A 21,428-nucleotide genomic window follows, 5' to 3' on the forward strand; every position below is an offset into this window, starting at 1 on the left:
GTTTTTCAGTTATTGATAATACATAGAAGGTAGGTAAGATGTGTGATAGAGTTTCGAAATGTTTCTAAAGTGTATCCGAATGGTACAAAAGGATTGAATAATATAAACTTGGAAATTCAAAAAGGTGAGTTTGTTGTAATGGTCGGGCTATCCGGGGCTGGAAAATCTACACTTCTCAGATCGGTAAATCGCCTTCATGAGATCACAGAAGGAGAAATCATTATTGAAGGGGAGTCTATTACTGCTGCAAAAGGAAAAGGATTACGACGCATGCGCCGAGATATTGGTATGATTTTTCAAAGCTTTAACCTTGTGAAGCGATCAACGGTACTGAAGAATGTATTAGCTGGGCGGGTTGGATATCATTCTACATTGCGTACAACGTTAGGTCTGTTTCCGAAAGAGGATGTGGAGCTTGCATTCCAGGCGCTGAATAGAGTGAATATCTCAGAAAAAGCATATGCACGAGCTGATGAATTATCAGGGGGACAACAGCAACGTGTATCAATTGCTAGAGCATTGGCACAAGAAGCGAAAATCATATTGGCAGATGAGCCTGTTGCTTCGTTAGATCCTCTGACAACAAAGCAAGTAATGGATGATTTGAAGAAAATTAATGAAGATTTTGGAATTACGACAATTGTAAACTTACATTCTATTGATTTAGCGAGGCAATATGCTACTCGTATTATTGGATTACATGCTGGTGAAATTGTTTTTGATGGGTTAGTAGAAGAGGCAACGGATGAAAAATTCGCTGAAATTTATGGGGACGTAGCTCAGAAAAGCGCATTATTAGAGGTGGCAGCTAAATGAATGAAGTGACGATATATTCGAAATCGATACCGAAGCCGCCGAGTAAACTGAAACATATGTTAACTGTTATTTTAGTTATTTTACTGTTGTGGGGTAGTAGTGTACAGGTCGACGCATCATTTTCAAAACTAGTAGTTGGTTTTCCAAATATGATGGATTTATTGAAGGAAATGGTGCCACCAGATTGGAGTTATTTTCAAATTATTACAACAGCAATGTTAGATACAATACGTATGGCGATTATTGGAACGACTTTAGGGGCGATTTTAGCCATTCCACTTGCACTATTTGCGGCAAGTAATGTATTTACTAGTGTATTTTTGTACAGTCCAGCTCGATTGATTTTAAATTTTATACGAACAATACCAGATTTATTATTAGCGGCTATTTTTGTAGCGATTTTTGGAATAGGACCACTTCCAGGTATTTTGGCTCTTACTTGTTTCTCCGTTGGACTCGTAGCAAAATTATTGTATGAGTCAATTGAATCAATTGATCCAGGTCCATTAGAAGCGATGACAGCTGTAGGAGCGAATAAGGTGCAATGGATAGTTTATGGGGTCATTCCGCAAGTGAAAGCGCACTTCGTCTCCTATGTACTTTATACATTTGAGGTGAATGTACGTGCAGCAGCTGTTCTAGGTTTAGTAGGAGCAGGTGGGATTGGATTATATTATGATCGTACACTTGGATTTTTACAATATCAACAAACTGCTTCTATTATTATTTATACCCTTGTTGTTGTATTGCTAATTGATTATGTAAGTACAGTGTTGCGGGGGAAATTATAATGAGTAAAACGACAATAATCGTACCAAAACCGAAGAAACCGAGTATATATCGCTGGATTATTTTTATAGCACTTACAGTTATATATGTATGGGCCTTTTCAGGAGTCCCGTTAGAGGGAATAAAGAATACGGCGGGAGAAATTACAAAAGCCATTATGACAGGCGTATTGAACCCAGATTGGTCGTATGTATCTTTGCCAGATGGTGAAGATTTATTACACGGTTTAATTGATACATTGGCAATTGCGATATTAGGTACATTTATTTCTGCTTTTTTATCTGTTCCATTTGCTTTCTGGGCGGCAACGAATATGAGTAGTGGAAAATTAACTTCAGGAACTGGGAAATTTGTACTTAGTTTTGTTCGTACATTTCCTGAATTAGTTATGGCTCTTTTATTTATAAAAGCTGTTGGTCCAGGCTCTTTTGCCGGAGTTCTAGCTTTAGGGTTACACTCTATCGGAATGTTAGGGAAATTATATTCGGAAGGAATTGAAAATATAGATAAGGGACCGACGGAAGCGTTAATAGCAACGGGTGCAAATCGGTTTCAAATACTTTGGTATGCGGTATTACCACAAGTGTTACCGGATTTTCTATCGTATACGTTATACAGGTTTGAAATTAATGTACGATCCGCTGCGATTTTAGGTGTTATTGGAGCAGGTGGTATTGGTACGCCATTAATTTTTGCACTTAGTTCACGTAATTGGTCTCGTGTGGGAATTATTTTATTAGGTATCATTTTAATGGTAATTATAATTGATTTTATTTCAAGTTCTATTCGTAAGCGGATTATTTAATTTGTTTTAAAAGCATCTAATTCAGATGCTTTTTTGTATTTTTAAAGGTTATCAAAAAGGAGATATATCAGAAATTAGTATATTTGTATAAATATACAGATAATTATCTTTATTTTTAAAATAAAAACAATTAAAAAGTATGTCATATTGAATGCCCATACATTCCCTGAATCACTGTATTTTTTATGAAAAATCAAAAAAACATCAACATATTTGTCGATACATGTTGTATAATCTTGCGTGGGAAGCTATCATATAAATGTATAAAACGTTTACTAACATACGCGAAGGGAAGAATAGCATGTCACATTCAATCGAACAACTTTCTATCAACACGATTCGCACATTATCCATTGATGCGATTGAAAAAGCAAACTCTGGTCACCCAGGAATGCCAATGGGTGCAGCACCAATGGCTTATACATTATGGACTCAATTTATGAAACACAATCCAAATAACCCAACGTGGTTTAACCGCGATCGTTTCGTATTATCTGCAGGTCATGGTTCAATGTTACTATACAGCCTACTTCATCTATCTGGTTATGACTTAACAATGGATGATTTAAAGAACTTCCGTCAATGGGGAAGCAAAACTCCAGGACATCCTGAGTACGGTCACACAGCAGGTGTAGACGCAACAACTGGTCCACTTGGACAAGGTATTGCAACTGCTGTAGGTATGGCAATGGCTGAAAGACATTTAGCGGCTAAATACAACCGTGATGCGTATAATGTAGTAGATCATCATACATACGCTATTTGTGGTGATGGAGATTTAATGGAAGGCGTTTCTGCTGAAGCATCTTCATTAGCTGCTCATTTACAATTAGGTCGTCTTGTTGTACTTTACGATTCAAACGATATTTCATTAGATGGCGATTTAAATCGCTCATTCTCTGAAAGTGTAGAAGATCGTTACAAAGCATACGGATGGCAAGTAATCCGTGTTGAGGATGGAAATGATATTGAAGCAATCGCAAAAGCAATTGAAGAAGCGAAAGCTGACGAAAAACGCCCAACGCTAATTGAAGTAAGAACGACAATTGGTTTCGGTTCTCCAAACAAATCAGGAAAATCAGCTTCACATGGTTCTCCACTTGGTGTAGACGAAACAAAATTAACGAAAGAAGCATACGCTTGGACTGCTGAACAAGACTTTCATGTAGCAGAAGAAGTATATGACAACTTCCGTAAAACAGTACAAGATGTTGGTGAAACGACGCAAGCTGCGTGGAACACGATGCTTGGTGAATATGCACAAGCATACCCAGAATTAGCAAACGAACTGCAAGCAGCAATGAACGGTCTTCTTCCAGAAGGTTGGGAACAAAGCTTACCAACTTATGAATTAGGATCAAAAGCAGCAACACGTAATTCTTCAGGTGCTGTAATTAATGCAATTGCAGAGTCTGTACCATCATTCTTCGGTGGATCTGCTGACCTTGCTGGTTCTAACAAAACATACATGAATAACGAAAAAGACTTTACAAGAGCTGATTACAGCGGAAAAAACATTTGGTACGGTGTACGTGAGTTCGCAATGGGTGCAGCAATGAACGGTATCGCACTTCATGGCGGTTTAAAAACTTACGGTGGTACGTTCTTCGTATTCTCTGACTACTTACGTCCAGCAATTCGTCTTGCAGCATTAATGCAATTGCCTGTAACGTATGTATTTACACATGACAGTATTGCTGTTGGTGAAGATGGTCCAACACATGAGCCAGTTGAACAATTAGCAGCGCTTCGTGCAATGCCAAATGTATCTGTTATTCGTCCAGCGGACGGTAACGAATCAGTTGCAGCTTGGAGACTAGCTCTAGAATCTACAAAAACACCAACTGCATTAGTGTTAACTCGTCAAGATCTTCCAACATTAGAAGGTGCAAAAGAAGATACTTATGAAAAAGTAGCAAAAGGTGCATATGTAGTTTCTGCAAGCAAGAAAGAAACTGCTGATGTAATCTTAATTGCAACTGGATCTGAAGTAAGCTTAGCGATCGAAGCGCAAAAAGCTCTAGCAGCAGACGGCGTTGATGCAGCTGTTGTTAGCATGCCATCTATGGATCGCTTTGAAGCTCAAACTGCTGAGTACAAAGAATCTGTACTACCAAAAGCAGTAACGAAACGTTTCGCAATTGAAATGGGTGCTACAATGGGATGGCACCGTTATGTAGGTCTTGATGGAGATGTACTAGGTATTGACACATTCGGTGCTTCTGCTCCTGGTGAGAAGATTATGGAAGAGTATGGATTTACTGTAGAGAACGTTGTTCGTAAAGTAAAAGAAATACTTTAATGATTTTAGAAAAATCTCTCCAGCATGGGGAGATTTTTCTATGTAATTGAGTTTTTTCGACAGGAAAAGTTTTTTCTCTCTCCGTAGTCAGACAATCATTGCAAATCTTCTCTTATATAATGTAGGGAAAAGGTTGTCCAGATCGGGAGGGGAAAAATGAAAACGTATGAATTGTATTTAATTCAAGAGGATATTGCGAAAGCTTACTTTGGTCGTGAATATTTGTTTTTTGATTTATTTGCTCGATTTTCAGAATCTGGGTTCCTTTCGGAGAAGAAAGTATTATATAAACAAATGACGTATATTACGATGCCGTTACAAGTAATGAAAATTCATCATAAATTAGAACAAGCTTTGCGTGTTCTTGGTAAATATGAAAGAACAAATCATACTCATACGCTTTATACAGGAGCCGAATACGGAGAAATAATGGTGAAACCACAATATATTCGAATAAATACTTCTGGAAATGTATCCATGGAAACAACCTTCTTTGAGGTGCTTAGAAAGTGTGAGTTAACATTTTTAGCGATGGATTATGAAAATAAAAAGTACGGTTGGTTAAATCCTCTCAAACAAGTACGAACATATGTGTAAAAAATGTCGAATAGTATCTTGTCTTATTGAAAAGGTTTTAGTACACTGTAAGGTAGACAACATGAAGGAGGAAAAGATATGCCAATGTGGTTAGGTATTCTAGTGGGCGTAGTAGCACTAGTAGCAGGCGTGGCGTTAGGATTTTTCATTGCCCGCAAATATATGATGAATTACTTACAAAAAAATCCACCAATTAACGAACAAATGTTAAAAATGATGATGATGCAAATGGGGCAAAAACCTTCCCAAAAGAAAATCAATCAAATGATGAGCGCGATGAACAAGCAACAAACGAAATAAGCGCTAAAGGGCACTCTTACCGAGTGTCCTTTTCTTTTGGATATAATAAGTGTTTAAAACTTTTAAAAATTCTGTGTTTTTGGTAAACTGAAAACATCGCTCATTTTAAGGGAGGAGGATAAATATGAAAGTGTTTTTTAATTTAGCTTGGTTTTTTAAGCAAGAAAAACGAGCGTACATAATCGGAATTATTATGTTATTTGGTGTCGCGCTTCTTGAACTTGTAGCGCCAAGAGTACTGGGCATTGTAGTAGATGAAATTAACAATGGAACATTAACGTCTGAAAAATTGTTGAACTGGGTTATTCTATTAGCAGTTGTAGGAATTACGATGTATATATTACGTTACTTATGGCGTATTATGATTTTTGGATCTTCTTTAAAACTAGCTCGTCAACTGCGAAAGAATCTATATGAACATTTTACTAAGATGAGCCCATCCTTTTATCAATCACGTCGCACAGGCGATTTGATGGCACATGCGACAAATGATATTCAGGCCATTCAGCAAACTGCGGGGTCAGGTGTTTTAACACTCGTTGATTCATTAGCTGTTGGAGGATGTGTACTCGTAGCGATGGGATTTACAATTAGTTGGAAGTTAACGTTATTAAGTTTAATTCCGATGCCAATTGTAGCTATTTCTACAAATTATTATGGAACTTTACTACATAGAAGATTTCATAAAGCACAGCAATCGTTTTCTGAAATCAATGATAAAGTACAAGAAAGTATGAGTGGGATGAAGGTAATTCGCTCACTTGGACAAGAGAAAGAGGATTTACAATCGTTTCGGAAGAAATCGGAAGATGTCGTACATAAAAATATGCTAGTCGCACGTATTGACTCGTTATTCGATCCAACGATTGCTCTAATTGTCGGATTTTCATTTTTAATCGCAATTTGTTACGGATCATTATTAGTTGTACGGGGCGAATTAACTGTAGGGGAATTAGTAACATTTACAACGTACTTAGGGACACTTGTATGGCCAATGTTAGCTTTTGGATGGCTATTTAATATTATGGAGCGTGGACGTGCTTCGTATGATCGTGTGGAGAAAATACTTTCACAAACTTCAGATGTAGTGAATAAGGAAAATGCTATACATACTATAGCAAGTGGTGATGTTTCGTTTGCTGTTGATTCGTTTTCTTATAAAAAGAATGAACTATTAAACTTAAAAGATATTTACTTTAACTTAAGAAAAGGTGAAACGTTAGGAGTTGTAGGGCGTACCGGTGCAGGGAAGACGACGTTATTAAAATGTTTAATTCGTGAGTATGACCACTTTAATGGTGAATTAAAAGTTGGTGAGCGGGATATTCGAGATTTAACACTTCACGGTGTACGCTCTGCAATTTCATACGTACCGCAAGATCATTTTTTATTTTCAGCGAGTATTGGGGAGAACATTGCTTTTGGAAAGGCCGATGCTACATATAAAGAAATTAGCAGGGCTGCTGAGATTGCTTGTATTCATAATGATATTATTCAATTTTCGGAAGGATATGAAACGGTAGTAGGAGAAAGAGGGGTTTCGCTATCAGGAGGCCAAAAACAGCGGATTTCAATTGCACGTGCGTTATTAACGAATGCTGAAATTTTAATTTTAGATGATTGTTTATCAGCTGTAGATGCAAAAACAGAAGAAACTATTTTAACTGCATTGAAACGAGAAAGAGCAGAAAAAACGACGATTATTACTGCGCACCGTTTAAGTGCGATTCAGCATGCAAATCTTATTCTTGTTATTGATGAAGGTAAGGTTATGCAGCGAGGAACACATGAACAACTAATGAACGAAAATGGTTGGTATAAGGAAATGTATGAAAGCCAGCAGTTAGAGGCGTTGGTGGAGAAAGGAGGCGTATGATGGCTGAGAAAAAGCGGAGTGATTTAAGGCGATTGCTTTCTTATATGAGACCATATAAAAGGTTATTAGCGTTAGCATTTTTATTTCTAGTTGGTGCAACTGTAACTGAAATGATGGGTCCTTTTTTAATTAAACAATTTCTTGATGAACACTTAGTACCACGTAACTTTGAACAATCAGCACTTGTAACCCTATTTGTAGTGTATATTATTGCTCATTTATTAAAAGTATTATTTACTTATTTAGACTTATTGTACTTTCAAAATATCGCTTTTAAGATTGTCCAAGATATGCGAGTTGAAGTGTATGAACATGTTCAAAAATTGTCATTAAGCTTCTTTGATCGTACGCCGATTGGTACGCTCGTATCTCGCATAACGAATGATACAGAAGCGATTAAGGATTTTTATGTTAGTGTACTATCAACATTCGTGAAAAATGTAGTCTTTTTAGTAGGGATTTTAGTAGCGATGTTTTTATTAGATGTAAAATTAGCGCTATTTTCGCTCATATTAATTCCGGTAATGTTTGCAATTATGGTGTTGTATCAACGGAAAAGTGCAGCTTTTTATTTAGAGGTGCGTAATCAGCTGAGTATATTAAATGCAAAGTTAAATGAGTCCATTCAAGGTATGAATATTGTTCAGGTGTTCCGGCAAGAAAAGCGGATGAGAAAAGAATTTGAAGAAGTGAACAATAAACATTTTAGTGCTGGACGTCGTACATTGAAATTAGATGCATTACTTTTACGTCCAGCAACAGATCTTGTTCATATTGTAGCAATTGCGTTAGTACTTGGTTTATTCGGAATCGATGCTTTAAAGAGTCCTGTTGAAGTAGGGGTTTTATATGCTTTCGTTAACTATATTCATCGTTTCTTTCAGCCGGTAAATGAGATGATGATGAAACTATCTTTCTTCCAACAAGCGCTTGTTTCATCATCGCGTGTATTTCATTTAATGGATGATAAAGATTTAGCTCCTGTTCAAATGGGGAGTGAACAGCCAGGAATAGCTAATGGGGAAATTCAGTTTAAAGATGTTACTTTTTCATATGATGGAAAGCGTGACGTTTTAAAAAATGTATCTTTTCACGTAAAGCCAGGGCAAACGGTTGCTTTCGTAGGGCATACTGGTAGCGGAAAGAGTACGATTATGAATTTATTAATGAGATTTTACAATATTAAATCAGGAAATATTGTAATAGACGGAGTAGATTTAGAGAAGTTTGAAGAACAAGAAATTCGAAAGAAAATTGGTCTTGTGCTGCAAGATGCATTTTTATTTGCTGGAAATGTAAAGCAAAACATTCGTATGTATAATGAAGAGATTACGGATGAAGAGATAGAGGAAGCAGCGCGATTTGTGCAAGCGAATACGTTTATTGAAAAATTACCAGAGCAGTATGATACAGAAGTAGTCGAAAGAGGAGCTGCATTTTCTAGTGGTCAAAGGCAATTAATTGCTTTTGCTAGAACGATAGCAACTAATCCGAAAGTATTAGTGTTAGATGAAGCGACGGCAAATATTGATACAGAAACAGAGGAGGCTATCCAAACGGCATTGCAGCAAATGCGAAAAGGCAGAACAACGATAGCGATTGCGCACAGATTGTCTACAATCCAAGATGCGGATCAAATATTTGTTATGCATGAAGGGGAAATTGTAGAAAGCGGAACACATCAAGAGTTACTTAGTAAACAAGGACTTTATTACAATATGTACTTACTGCAAAATAAAGGTAGTTTGCAAAAGGCTTTGTAATTACAAGGCCTTTTTTGCGGTGTTAAAAGTGTATTAATGGAGTTTTTGGTGAAGGGTGGTTTCAATTTCACTTTTTTCTTAAACAACTCGACAAAATAAATGTATTAGAATTTTATTACTATAGCATAAAAGTCGTGTCCTCTAACCGAAGTTGTACATATTGTATACGGAATAAAAAAATTTGATAGGAGCTTTTATATGCAAAATAGATCCAGTTCAAATGTTACGTTTATCGATGTGTCTCATTGGGAAGGAAACATTGATTGGAATGCTGTGAAGTCATCTGGTATTCCAGCGGCGTATGCAAAAGCGACGGAAGGTGTGAACTATATTGACCCTACTTTCGTTCAAAATGTACAAGCTGCGAGAAATGCGAATGTATTAATTGGTGCATATCATTTTGCGCACCCAGAACAAAATGATGCCATTTCAGAAGCGAAATATTTTGTGAATATATTACAGAGTAATCAGACGGACTTAATTCCTGTTTTAGATTTAGAATCGCCAACGGATACTAGCAATAGTAGTTTAACGGGTGCGACTATATCGAATTGGGCAAGAAGTTTCGTAAATTATGTGAAACAAGCTACTGGGAAAAATGTAATGTTATATACAGGAGTTTGGTATATTAATGAATTTGGAATTAGCGGATTAAGTGACATTCCACTATGGATTTCCAGATATTCTAGTATACCGCCTGCTGATGCTGGTGGATGGACAGAGTGGACAGCATGGCAGTACACAGATTCTGGGCAAATTTCAGGTGTAGGAAATTGTGATGTATCAGCAGCTGTTTCATTAGAAGCTTTACAAGGAAATGGAGCAAGTGGTGGAGGTAATGTTCCCACGCCTAATAATGCGACTCCAGTATACGGAGTTGCTGTAATTAATGGAGATAATGTGAATTTACGAAGTGGACCATCTATACAGTCTAGTGTAATTCGCCAATTGAATCGTGGCGAATCATATGAAGTTTGGGGAGAACAAGATGGATGGCTTTGTTTAGGGACAAATCAGTGGGTATATAATGATTCAAGTTATATTCAGTACAAACATTATGTGGCAACTATTACTGGCGATAATGTGAATCTGCGAGACGCTCCATCATTAAACGGGAATGTTATAAGACAGTTACATCATGGTGAATCATATCGAGTATGGAGTAAGCAAAATGGATGGCTTTGCTTAGGGACAAATCAGTGGGTATATAATGATTCAAGTTATATTCAGTATGGTGTACAATAAAGTGAACTTAAAAGGTATCTCGACTGAGGTGCCTTTTATTAAAAATATATAATTTTTACAAAGTGTATATTGAAAGCATAGTATAATATAATGGATATATTTATAAAAAATAATCGAAAATGAAATAAAGGAGTAGAAGTATGGATTATGTGCTAATAGGTGGAATTTTAATATTATTAGCTGCAGTGTTTGTACTGTTTTATAAAAATAAACAGTTAGAATCAGAGAGTCAGCAAGTAGAATTTGAAAAGAAACAAGCGATTGAAACGTATGAAAGTGAAATTGCAGCTACGATTACAGATCATAAAGAACAACAAAGTACTTTAAAGAATATGGAACAGAAAAAATATAATGATTTACAAGTTAGTACAGCTAGAGAACTTGAAAATATGCGTATGATGAAAAATCAACTGGCTGTTCAACATAGTAAAGAACGTAGTGAAATGCAAGATAAGCATAGTAATGAACTACATATGTTTCAAAATTTAATTGCGGATTTACGAGAGTATACCAAAAACGGTGCTGAAGTGAATGCGCATGAAACATTACATTATATGAAACGAGGTTTTGTTGAGCAAGGAATTATACTAGAAGATGAATTTCATATTATGCCGAACGTTTTTATGATACGCAATAAATCTAGACATAAACGTGACATAAACGAAAATCGAATCCATCACCTCATTTTATGTAAAACTGGTATTTATCTACTTGAGACGAAAAAATGGACAGGGAAATTAATCCATGGCTTAACGAGAGAAAATGCAGGTATATATTCATTTATGATTGAGGAAATTGGCAAGCATCAACATGAAATTGAAAAAGAAGAGACATTTGAATTTATTACGGATGGAACGTCATTAACTTTGCAAGTAAGAAATGAAGGGAATCCAGCGTATAAAGCGAAAATATTATCTCAAACTTTATATAATTGTTTGGAAGAAATGCAAATAGATATTGTAAAGGAAAAAATAAAACCGATTGTATATTTTGAAAATGAGAATGGAAAAGAAGTTATTGATCTTTCTAATGAAGAATTGCCGAGATTTAAAGATAGAGAGCAAATTGTAACGTTTTTCAGAAATGAAGTTTTAACAAGTAAAGTAATATATACAGCACAAGAACTAAGAAAGATTAGAGATATGATTGGTCAGATGAATTATGTCGCGAAGTAAAACTTTAATCAGTAGGGTTTTATGGGCATCCCGGCTCCTACCCTGTACAGCCGAATTTTGAGGTGGGAGTATAACTGTTTGCAAATAGCGGGATAAAGAAGGTGTTATTTGGATGGAGAAAGGTAAAAGCTCTATATTGTGGGGAATATTGTACATTTATTTTTGTTTGTATATATTAATGTATCTTGTGTTTATCTTTGTTATCGATATGGTTCATGTGCCATTGAGTGTAATGAGTATGTTTGTGGTAGTAATGCCTTTTATTTTATTAGTTATTATTCAAAAGTTTATATTACATGTATCAGCAAGACGTGATAAAGATAAGAAACAACTGTTCACTGTAATGATGGTTGCTCTCATTCCATTGATAGTATGCACTGTACAATTAAGTGTAAATAAATATACTTCAAACTTTAATCAGGATCGGTGGTTAAATTATGAAGAAAAACGAGTACATATGGTAGATGACCTATTACAGCAGCATAAATTGATAGGGAAATCAAACGAGGAAATCATAAAATTGTTAGGGGCCCTACGAAAACAAGCAGTTTGGAAACGGGAATTACTACACTATACTATCTTGGGAATGAACGTAGTTTCATTCCTATAGATAGTGAATGTCTTATTTTGCAATTTGATAAAGATGGTAGAGTTATAGAGTATAAGGTACAACGAGATTGAAATAGTGAGAGGAGAAGCTATATCTTTTATAGCTTCTTTTCTATATTCCAATATAGAAAAAGTAGGCAAATAGTAGTCATTCCTATCTATACGAATGAGATAGAGTTTGTTATATTGTAAAGGGTTATTTAGTTTAGAAGTTTGCTAGATAGTCTTAAATATTTTAGATTAGGGAGGGAAGTTAACACGAATTAAGATATAAACGTGTTAAATAATTAGTATGAAAAAAGAATTTTATAATGTTTTAGCTGCATCAATTGTATTTAGTATGGTAACGATTCCAAGTTTTTCCTATGCCGACACAGTAGAAAAGACCGTAACGATTTCAACAGACGAGCAAGCATTAAAAAGTATTGAAAGCCATATGAAAGATGAAGATGGACGTGGAGAGAGAAAAGGAATAACAAATGAAGTACAAGGAGATTTTTTTGTACATATAATAGGTTCAGCATCTTTATTTGATTCTGCTGAGTTACAAAAAGCGACAGGTGTTCAGCTTTCTAATCAAGTAGTGAAAGCCGAAAAACAAAAAGGAAACGCTTACTATATACAAACAGAATCTGGAGCTGGGTGGATACAAAGTAGTGAAGGAAATGTAGAGATTAAGGAAGTTTATCACTTGGCAAACGAAAAATTAGTAATTAATGAAGAGACAGCTACATATTCCGCACCATTTAATTCATATAAAGACGAGAAAGTGTTACAACCGCAAACAATTATTGCAATTGGACAAGTTGGAGAGTGGTTCCAAGTCCAAATAGATAATGAGGTGAAATGGATTTATTCACCTTCAGCAAAATTTGAGGGTACAAAAGCATCTCTTATTCAAAGCACAACTCCAACTCGTACGAAACGTGCAGCGGTTATGTATACTGCACCAATAGAAGAGAAAACAACGGATATTTACGGTGTACCATTAAAGGAAATGATTGTACCAACAGGTAATGAAAATATTCGTCCAGGTTATGCGATGAAACCAAAATATATTACAATTCATGAGACAGATAATTATAGTGTTGGAGCAAATGCTAGAAACCATGCACAATATTTATACAGTCAAGCAACAGGAACGACTGATCGTTCAGCATCTTGGCATTTTACAGTAGATGATAAAGAAATTTATCAACATCTACCATTAAATGAAAATGGTTGGCATGCTGGAGATGGATCAGAAGGAACTGGTAACAGAGAATCAATTGCAATTGAAATTGCTGTCAACCAAGATGGTGATTATAATAAAGCTGTGGAAAATGCTCGCAAACTAGCAGCATATTTAATGGGGGAATTAAATATTCCTTTAGAAAATGTGAAAAAACATCAATTTTGGAGCGGAAAGAATTGTCCGGCCATTATGATAAAAAATAATGCGTGGGAGCCATTTTTACAGGGAACGAAAGCTTATTATGATGCGAATCATAAAGATGATATAACTGGTGGTTGGTATGAAGCAGATATTCGTGAATTAGATAAAAGAGGTATTATGGTTGGAGACGGAAAGGGTTCTTACTGGCCAGAACGCCTTGTAACACGTGGTGAATTTGCGAATTTAGTTTCAAGATCATTGCAATTACCAGAGGGGAAATCGAATTTCAAAGATTTAAGCACAGCCCATCCATCGTTAGTAGATGGTATTAATCGTGCAGCTAGTGCTGGGATTATAAGTGGACGAGGAAATGATATATTTGCTCCGAATGATACGATTAAACGTGATGAAGCTGTTATTATGATTGATCGTGCATTGCAATACAAAAATATAAAAGGTAATTTAGTTTCATTACCATTTACGGATCAAAATTTAGCGTATGATAAACAGGCGGTTCAACGTGTTTATGGGTTAGGTATCGTAAAAGGGAATGAGAATAATGAGTTTATGCCAAAAGGTTCTGCAACACGTGGGGAATCGGCAGCATTTATTAATAGAATGTTAAAGGTAATAGAGAGTAAATAATGGAAAGGCATTCGCTTTGGCGAGTGCTTTTTTATTTTTCAATATGTTATAGAAAGGGGATGTGAATTTTGGCTGGAATAAGGAATGAAAGTGGAGGTGATGCATATATTTAGATGCATTGGGTAGTTTTTTGTAATTTCGTATAAAATGAAAAGGAGGTAGGACGGTGAAATCAATACCGACTGAAGTCCTGAGTAAGGAATTAATGGAAAGAGAAGGGGTTATATCTATTACAGTGATGGAATTTGAAAAGATAGAAGTGGCCGGAGTAGTTGTTTCTGGTCCCGCTGTTATTTTGATTAATCAAGAGTAAGTACATAGTATTAATAAAGAAAAGTAATAAGAGCATCCATTTAGGGTGCTTTTTGTTTGTATAGAAGTGCGCATGTGATAGATAATTGGAATATTGGAGGGGGAATATGTGGAAATTATTATAACAATGCTATTAATGGGAGTTTTATTAGGGTTTGTCGGAGCAGGAGGAGCTGGATTTATCATCGCAATACTCACTTTAGTATTCCATATCCCTATTCACGTTGCTCTTGCAACATCTCTAACTGCTATGGCATTTACGACATTATCTGGGGTAGTAAGTCATTATAGAGAAGGGAATGTTGTATTTGTAATAGGCGGAATTGTTGGGGGATTTGGAGCGATTGGTTCCTTTATTGGTTCGAAGTTTGGTTCGCTAATACCAGCGAATCTTCTACATTGGTTTACAGCGGGAATGTTATTTTTATCTGCAATTTTTATGTTTATTCGATTAATTATATTTCAAAAAAAGGAACGGTCGTCTTTAAAAGGGCATAACGAGCTTTCGAAAGATAACTTGATTAAATGTATATGTCTCGGACTGGTTACTGGAATGTTGGCTGGTTCATTTGGGATTGGTTCAGCCCCCTTTATCCAACTTGGATTAATAGTTCTATTAGGATTAACAATTCAGCAATCTATAGGAACGACAATGCTTGTTATATTACCAATCGCAATTGGAGGTGGGTTTGGATATAGTTCGGAAGGGTATTTAGATTATGTATTATTAGTACAAGTTTTAATCGGGACAATGTTAGGAGCATATATAGGAGCTAAGTTTACAAATTATGCACCTCGCATGCTTCTAAGGTTTTCGATGATTATGACACCAATACTAGCTGGATGTATGTTGTTAGTAGAGTAAAGAAAACTATTAATATATTTTACGAATGAATTATATAAGTAATTCATATTTCCCATATAAAAGGATTTGCTTTAATATAATGAGTGTAAAGTTCGAGTATTCGAAGTATTACTTGAATTATATCCCTATCCCTTTTCTAAAAATGCGAACAAGTTTTGCCCTATTCTATTCAATAGTTTATTGTATAGAAATATATTGTTCGATGACCATTATGGAACGCACATAATGGGTAAATCCCGATCCTTAAAGAGGATGCCCCTAATCTTCATGTGAAAATATGATCGGATAAGAAAGCTGGCCAATTTATGGTCAGCTTTCTTTTTGTTCAATGAGTAAGACTTCTTTAATTTCTGTTTGCAATAATAAAGTTTTTCCGAAGCGACGTTTACATTCAGCTCGTACTTTTTGAATGGCTAGTAGCTGAGAAGTAGCAGGCACTGTGACAATGGCTTGCCGAGGTTTTCGGTTTTCTTCACAAAAAACACATTCCACAACATATTTAGAAATCATAATTTCATCCTTCCGGTTTGAATTTCTAAGAAGGGACTGCTCATGAAGTTGATGTAAACTTTCGGCATCTTTTTACTTATTTCCTCTTTTTTCAAAGGGGAAATAAAAAAGAAGACGAATTTTAGTAGGGGAGGGATGTATATGGAGAGATGGATAGGCACGGCAGCTATTTGTATGAATGAAAGAAATGAAATTTTAATGGTATTGCAAGGAAAAGAAGGGGAAGAAAAAAGGTGGTCTGTCCCAAGTGGAGGACTTGAAAAGGGAGAAACACTAGAAGAATGTTGTATCAGGGAAGTTTGGGAGGAAACAGGCTACAATGTGGAGGTTGTAAATAAAATATACGAAAAAGAAGGTATTACATACGGGATTCCGGTGTATGTTCATTATTACTTTGTTAAAAAAATAGGCGGTAATATGAAAATCCAAGATCCGGATGAGTTAATACATGAGATTGATTGGAAAGGGATACATGAAGTTGGAAAATTATCATTAGCTTTTCCGGAGGATTACGAGCTAATATACCGATATATAAATAAAAAAGCAAGTGTGTAAATACTTGCTTTTTTAGTGTATCCAAGATAAGAAAAGTGGAACGATAACTAAACTAGCTCCAGCTGTTAAAAGCATTGATAAACTTGCAATTGTACCTTCTACAGGACCGATTTCAAATGCTTTTGATGTTCCAGTCCCATTCGCGCTAGTACCTAGCATTATACCTTTTGCGAGCGCTGTTTTAATACGGCATATGCGTATGAGTGTAGGACCAAATAAAGCTCCAGTTAAGGCAGTTAATACAACGAAAACTGCTGTTAATTGTGACATGCCGCCAATCATTTCTGAAATAGCCATTGCAATAGGTGTTGTTACAATGTGCGGTGCTAAACTTTGTTCTATTGTAGAGTCAATTTGAAAAAAATTAGCTAGTAGTGCGGAAGTAATAACAGATAGAAAAGAACCGACAATGACATTAATTAAAATAGCAGTGCCGTGTTTTTTTAATAGATCAAAATGTTTATAGATTGGCCATGCGAAAGCAACTGTTGCAGGTTTTAATAATTCTGTTAGCCAATGACTACCAGATTCGTAGATTTCGTATGGTGTATCTAATCCAAGTAATAAAGCGATTAAAATGATTGGGCATACAAGAAGGGGAGAAAGCAAACTCCAATTCCAGCGTTGATACATTTTTTTAGATACCCAATATGTGAATAGTGTTAATAGTAAACAAAGAAAGCCGATCATTGTGTTGATCCTTTCCGCTTTAATAGCAATTCTGTTAAAAGTCCTGTTACGAGAGTGACACAAAGTGTACTAATCACGATAATTAAAATGAGATCGATTCCATATTGTGATAATGTATCTTTGTAACGAATGACAGCGACTGCAGAAGGGATGAAAAATAAAATAAGTTCTTTTAATAAAAAGTCTGCACCGTCTTGTACCCATTCTTTTTTCACTATATTAAATTTTAATGAGATTAATAATAAAAAAATACCGATTATACTTCCTGGAACTGGGAGGTGTGCCTGTTTTGCAATCCATTCACCTGTCCAAGCGAAACAAAATAATAATAAAATTTGTCCGCTTAACTTCCACCATTTCATACAGTAACCACCTCTTTGTTTTTTACATAAAAATTGTAAAAAATAATTCACAATTTCTACTATACGTTCATTCGAAATATTTGTCTAATATATAAATTATATGTTATTAATATATTAGATGTATTAATCGGAAATGAAAAGGGTGTCCAAAATGGAATTACGGCATTTGCAATATTTTGTTGTAGTGGCAGAGGAATTGCACTTTGGACGAGCGGCTGCTCGTCTACAAATGACACAACCACCGCTTAGTCAACAAATTCAGCAATTAGAAAAAGAAATGGGAGTTATGTTATTTTCAAGAACGAAGAGAAAGGTTGAATTAACAGAAGCTGGAGAAATGTTTTTAAAAGAAGTGAAAAAAGCGTTTGAACAAATTGAAAAAGCAGTAGAAGTTGCACAAAGTGCTCAAAGGGGAGAAGTTGGATCACTTTCAATTGGTTTTGTAGGTGCGGCGATATATGATATTTTACCGTCAATCGTCAGGGAGTATAGGAAGAAATTTCCAAGAGTGTCTGTTGCATTACATGAATTGTCAACACCGGATCAGGTGCATGCACTTCATGATAATCGAATTGATATTGGATTTTTACGTCCGCCAATTCCAACGCAATTACTTGAGTTAGAACCAATTCAAAAACTTTCGTGTACGTTATGCTTACCGAAGGCACATCCACTTGCTGAAAAGGACGAAATACATATCGAAGATTTAAGGGATGAACCGTTCGTATTTATTACGAGACCAGTATGGCCAGCGTTATACGATACAATTTTATCGCTTTGCCGCGATGTAGGTTTTAGTCCGCACATTGTACAAGAAGCAACGGAGTATCAAACTGTCATGGGGCTTGTAGCAGCAGGTATTGGAATTACAGTAATACCTGTATCCGCAAATAAATTGTATAAAACAGAAGTTGTATATAAAGAGTTATGTGATTCTAATTTTGTTGCAGAAATGTCAGTGGCTTATAAAAAAATGAATAACAATCCAGAGTTGTTAGAGTTTTTGAAAATTGCAAGAGAGAAAAAAAGGATTGAAGTGGAAGATGCGAAGGCTGAATAGTTGATGGAGTTACAAGGCAGTCATGATAATTAAGTTATATAAAGGTTCACCTCGTTAAACAAAAAAACGGAAATGTAACTAAAGTGCATTTCCGTTTTTTGTTTTTTATTCAATGCTAAAGAGGTAAATATGCTTGGTTTCTAGGACTAAAGGCTTAGTAAAGATTCCGATTGAAGTGCGATGTTTAAAATGTCATATTTTTATACACTAGTAGTATAGAATGCGTATGTTATGAAGCAAGGTAGGGGGAAATTATGTCTTTATTTCGGTTAGCGAGAAAAAATATACAAACATTTGCTGCCCAAAGGTTAAAACAATTTATGTGGATTGCTATGAATACAATGCTTTGTTTTTTTATGATATCATTCCGATTCAATGAAGCTGTAATAAGTAAAGCGGAATATACACCTATGTTTGTAAAGTGGTTTTATGCTATGTTTCTATTTATAGTTTTTGTGTGTATTTTCGTTACATATAAAATGACAAGCTCTCTTTTACAGGTAAGAAGAGAGGAGTTTAAATCGTATGAAGTAGTGAAGATGACAAGAAAAGAAATGTTATGTTTATTATGTCAGGAGCAATTATTAACTTACGGAGGAGCTTTTGTTTTCGGATTAATTCATGGTATGTTATTTTTGAAATTATTTATTATTATTTTTATGAAAGCAGTAGGAATCCAAGGGATAACCAATGCACCGATTCCGATGTATGCGGTAGTGATAACAGCAGTTGTTATGATAACCGTCATTATAATATCAATGTGGCAATGTTGTAGGTTTACACAAAGGTTAAAGGGTGAAAAGTCATATGAAACGAGGAGAAAGGCATGAGAAATCATGGCTTTTTCTTCATTTTACACATGTTATTAATCATGATACAGTGGGAAGAACTGAAAAAAAGAGTTAAGAAGAAAGGTTGTATGGAATGATAAATGAGCAAGCGATCGTAAAAGTTGATCGATTAACAAAGCGAATTGGTTCAAAGACGTTAGTAGAAAATATTAGTTTTGAAGTGAAAAAAGGTGAAGTAGTTGGCTTATTAGGACCAAATGGTGCTGGAAAAACGACATTAATGCGAATGATGGTCGGAATGATTCGTATGACAGAAGGAGAAGTATGGATTGATGGTCAATCTGTAAAACAGCAATTTGAAAAAACTGCTGCGAAAATTGGTGCTGTAATTGAGACACCAGAATTTTATCCTTTCTTAAGCGGCTATGAAAATTTAACATATTTCGGACGAATGAATGGGAATGTGACTGAAGAGCGTATCGATGAAGTAGTGCAATTGTTAGGAATGGGACAAGTAATTGACCGTAAAGTAAAAGCATATTCACTCGGTATGAGACAGCGTTTAGGAATTGCTCAGGCACTTATACATAATCCAGATGTATTAATACTAGACGAACCGACGAACGGATTAGATCCTAGTGGTATACATGAAATGCGGATGTACATAAAGAAAATTGCGCATGAACAAGGAAAAGCTGTTCTTGTTTCTAGTCACTTACTCTCAGAAGTTGAATTAATGTGTGACAGGGTTATTATTATTCAGCATGGAGAATATGTCGCAACACAAAATATTCAAAGTGATAAAAAGAAAGAAACAGAAGAAATACATATACGTGTAGATGATGCGAATAAAGCGGCAGAGGTTTTAGAATACGATGTTTTAGTAAAAGAAAACGAATTAATTATAAACGTGAAAGATGAAGAAGTTCCAAATATTCTTCGTACATTGATGGAGAAAAACATTCAAGTTTATCGTGTATATGAAGAAAGAAAAACGCTAGAAGAGCAGTTTTTAGAATTAACAGGAGGAAAAGATATTGTTTAATTTAGTTTATAACGAGCTGTATAAAATATTTAAGCGAAAGCGAACGATTATTCCTTTTGCAGTTATTGCGGTATTAATTATTGGATTAGGATGGGTTACGGTAAAATATTTAGAGCCAGAAACAAAAGGGTGGAAAGCGGATTATACAGAACGCACTGTAGAAATTGAGAAAAAGCTCGGCATGAAAAAAGAGGATATTTTAACAGAAAAGTCAGGAGACGAGCTTGTAAAGGAATACCAGCTTAAAATGAAGCATTTAGATACGAATACAGCACCAGCAAGTAGTTCTCCGCTTTCATTTATGAGAGATACAGGTTTTATCGTATTTCCAATTTTACTTCCGTTTATTCTCGTATATGCGAGTACGATTTTTGCGAATGAATATAGCTGGGGAACATATAAATTTTTAACAATTCGTCCAGCGAGCCGATTTAAAATTTTAACATCTAAGTTTTTGGCAATCGTTATATTTGCGGCATTATTATTTATATTTAATATGATTTTTTCCGTATTATGCGGGTTGATTATTTATAAATTCCAACAACCAGCTTGGGCTGAATTTGTCGTTCAAAATGGAAATATAATAAAACAAAATATTTTCGTAGAAGCAAGTAAATATTATATTTTATCTTGGTTACCAACTCTTGTGTATGCTGCATTTGCCTTTATGATTTCCGTTTTAACGAGATCGAGCGGAGGTGCAATCGGGATTTCTTTATTTCTTGCATTGTCAGGGGGAATAGCGCTAATTCCGGCAGCAAGATATGAATGGGCGAAATATTTATTACCAGCGAATACAGATTTATATGGGCTTTTAAAGGGTGGAAGCTTTATTGATGGAGTAACATTCCCATTTGCTTCTTGTATGCTTCTTCTATACTTAGCTGTATTTTTAGGGATTTCCTATACAGTATTTATAAAACGAGATTTAACAGCATAAG

The 21,428-nt window shown here is 35.4% G+C and carries 21 protein-coding genes and 1 pseudogene; 19 read left to right on the forward strand and 3 right to left on the reverse strand.

What is annotated here, in order from left to right:
- Nucleotides 1-42: 42 nt before the first annotated feature.
- From phnC to ABH959_RS12525, 14 genes and pseudogenes are all read left to right on the forward strand, one after another.
- Nucleotides 43-816 (forward strand): phosphonate ABC transporter ATP-binding protein, encoded by a 774-nt coding sequence (gene phnC, locus ABH959_RS12460; protein WP_002137774.1) that lies wholly within the window; start codon nt 43-45, stop codon nt 814-816.
- Nucleotides 813-1,607, forward strand: a complete 795-nt coding sequence (gene phnE / locus ABH959_RS12465) for a phosphonate ABC transporter, permease protein PhnE (protein ID WP_404492653.1) — start codon at nt 813-815, stop codon at nt 1,605-1,607. Before phnC ends, phnE (ABH959_RS12465) begins: the two co-directional genes overlap by 4 nt.
- Nucleotides 1,607-2,410: a phosphonate ABC transporter, permease protein PhnE gene (gene phnE, locus ABH959_RS12470; RefSeq protein ID WP_002066554.1), complete on the forward strand. Its 804-nt coding sequence runs from the start codon at nt 1,607-1,609 to the stop codon at nt 2,408-2,410. The genes phnE (ABH959_RS12465) and phnE (ABH959_RS12470) overlap by 1 nt, the downstream gene beginning before the upstream one ends.
- Nucleotides 2,411-2,711: 301 nt before the next feature.
- A complete protein-coding gene (tkt, locus tag ABH959_RS12475; RefSeq protein ID WP_113936926.1) occupies nt 2,712-4,712 on the forward strand; it encodes a transketolase in 2,001 nt (666 codons plus the stop codon).
- A 156-nt stretch (nt 4,713-4,868) separates the two neighbouring features.
- Nucleotides 4,869-5,309: a sporulation inhibitor of replication protein SirA gene (gene sirA / locus ABH959_RS12480; RefSeq protein ID WP_002014415.1), complete on the forward strand. Its 441-nt coding sequence runs from the start codon at nt 4,869-4,871 to the stop codon at nt 5,307-5,309.
- A gap of 78 nt (nt 5,310-5,387) precedes the next feature.
- On the forward strand, nt 5,388-5,609 hold the full coding sequence (locus tag ABH959_RS12485; RefSeq protein ID WP_001132292.1) for a YneF family protein: 222 nt from the start codon (nt 5,388-5,390) through the stop codon (nt 5,607-5,609).
- 124 nt (nt 5,610-5,733) lie between these two features.
- The gene (locus ABH959_RS12490; protein WP_404492654.1) at nt 5,734-7,485 is read left to right on the forward strand and encodes an ABC transporter transmembrane domain-containing protein; all 1,752 of its coding nucleotides are present in this window, start codon (nt 5,734-5,736) and stop codon (nt 7,483-7,485) included.
- Nucleotides 7,485-9,248 (forward strand): ABC transporter ATP-binding protein, encoded by a 1,764-nt coding sequence (locus ABH959_RS12495; RefSeq protein ID WP_113936928.1) that lies wholly within the window; start codon nt 7,485-7,487, stop codon nt 9,246-9,248. The genes ABH959_RS12490 and ABH959_RS12495 overlap by 1 nt, the downstream gene beginning before the upstream one ends.
- Nucleotides 9,249-9,446: 198 nt before the next feature.
- Nucleotides 9,447-10,493: a GH25 family lysozyme gene (locus tag ABH959_RS12500; RefSeq protein ID WP_113936929.1), complete on the forward strand. Its 1,047-nt coding sequence runs from the start codon at nt 9,447-9,449 to the stop codon at nt 10,491-10,493.
- A gap of 140 nt (nt 10,494-10,633) precedes the next feature.
- The gene (locus tag ABH959_RS12505) at nt 10,634-11,668 is read left to right on the forward strand and encodes a nuclease-related domain-containing protein (protein WP_113936930.1); all 1,035 of its coding nucleotides are present in this window, start codon (nt 10,634-10,636) and stop codon (nt 11,666-11,668) included.
- Nucleotides 11,669-11,780: 112 nt separating this feature from the next.
- A pseudogene (locus tag ABH959_RS12510) lies at nt 11,781-12,349 on the forward strand (hypothetical protein).
- A 220-nt stretch (nt 12,350-12,569) separates the two neighbouring features.
- Nucleotides 12,570-14,297: an S-layer homology domain-containing protein gene (locus ABH959_RS12515; RefSeq protein ID WP_404492655.1), complete on the forward strand. Its 1,728-nt coding sequence runs from the start codon at nt 12,570-12,572 to the stop codon at nt 14,295-14,297.
- A gap of 166 nt (nt 14,298-14,463) precedes the next feature.
- On the forward strand, nt 14,464-14,610 hold the full coding sequence (locus tag ABH959_RS12520) for a BC1881 family protein (protein ID WP_000836278.1): 147 nt from the start codon (nt 14,464-14,466) through the stop codon (nt 14,608-14,610).
- A 108-nt stretch (nt 14,611-14,718) separates the two neighbouring features.
- Nucleotides 14,719-15,474: a sulfite exporter TauE/SafE family protein gene (locus ABH959_RS12525; protein ID WP_404492656.1), complete on the forward strand. Its 756-nt coding sequence runs from the start codon at nt 14,719-14,721 to the stop codon at nt 15,472-15,474.
- A gap of 309 nt (nt 15,475-15,783) precedes the next feature.
- Here ABH959_RS12525 and ABH959_RS12530 read toward each other — a convergent pair whose 3' ends face one another.
- Nucleotides 15,784-15,984: a DUF3903 domain-containing protein gene (locus tag ABH959_RS12530; protein WP_113936933.1), complete on the reverse strand. Its 201-nt coding sequence runs from the start codon at nt 15,982-15,984 to the stop codon at nt 15,784-15,786.
- A 141-nt stretch (nt 15,985-16,125) separates the two neighbouring features.
- On the opposite strand from ABH959_RS12530, the gene ABH959_RS12535 reads away from it, so the two are divergent.
- Entirely contained in the window at nt 16,126-16,539 is a 414-nt protein-coding gene (locus tag ABH959_RS12535) for an NUDIX hydrolase (RefSeq protein WP_002142750.1), read from the forward strand.
- 12 nt (nt 16,540-16,551) lie between these two features.
- On the opposite strand, the gene ABH959_RS12540 is transcribed toward ABH959_RS12535, so the two are convergent.
- Together ABH959_RS12540 and ABH959_RS12545 are read right to left on the reverse strand one after the other, a co-directional pair.
- A complete protein-coding gene (locus tag ABH959_RS12540; protein WP_404492657.1) occupies nt 16,552-17,229 on the reverse strand; it encodes an LrgB family protein in 678 nt (225 codons plus the stop codon).
- Nucleotides 17,226-17,591 carry a CidA/LrgA family holin-like protein gene (locus tag ABH959_RS12545; RefSeq protein WP_404492658.1) on the reverse strand — a complete coding sequence of 122 codons (366 nt, stop codon included), beginning with the start codon at nt 17,589-17,591 and terminating at the stop codon, nt 17,226-17,228. Before ABH959_RS12545 ends, ABH959_RS12540 begins: the two co-directional genes overlap by 4 nt.
- A 151-nt stretch (nt 17,592-17,742) precedes the next feature.
- Here ABH959_RS12545 and alsR point away from each other — a divergent pair, with 151 nt between their 5' ends.
- The 4 genes from alsR (at nt 17,743) to ABH959_RS12565 (ending at nt 21,427) form a co-directional block, all read left to right on the forward strand.
- On the forward strand, nt 17,743-18,651 hold the full coding sequence (gene alsR, locus ABH959_RS12550; RefSeq protein WP_002033496.1) for an acetoin biosynthesis transcriptional regulator AlsR: 909 nt from the start codon (nt 17,743-17,745) through the stop codon (nt 18,649-18,651).
- A 254-nt stretch (nt 18,652-18,905) separates the two neighbouring features.
- The gene (locus tag ABH959_RS12555; protein WP_113936935.1) at nt 18,906-19,481 is read left to right on the forward strand and encodes an FtsX-like permease family protein; all 576 of its coding nucleotides are present in this window, start codon (nt 18,906-18,908) and stop codon (nt 19,479-19,481) included.
- Nucleotides 19,482-19,575: 94 nt separating this feature from the next.
- Nucleotides 19,576-20,487: an ABC transporter ATP-binding protein gene (locus tag ABH959_RS12560; RefSeq protein WP_113936936.1), complete on the forward strand. Its 912-nt coding sequence runs from the start codon at nt 19,576-19,578 to the stop codon at nt 20,485-20,487.
- Nucleotides 20,480-21,427 (forward strand): ABC transporter permease, encoded by a 948-nt coding sequence (locus ABH959_RS12565; RefSeq protein ID WP_113936937.1) that lies wholly within the window; start codon nt 20,480-20,482, stop codon nt 21,425-21,427. Before ABH959_RS12560 ends, ABH959_RS12565 begins: the two co-directional genes overlap by 8 nt.
- Nucleotide 21,428: the final 1 nt, after the last annotated feature.

Source organism: Bacillus sp. RC51 (genome assembly GCF_044908115.1).
In the GTDB taxonomy this organism is placed as follows: domain Bacteria; phylum Bacillota; class Bacilli; order Bacillales; family Bacillaceae_G; genus Bacillus_A; species Bacillus_A mycoides.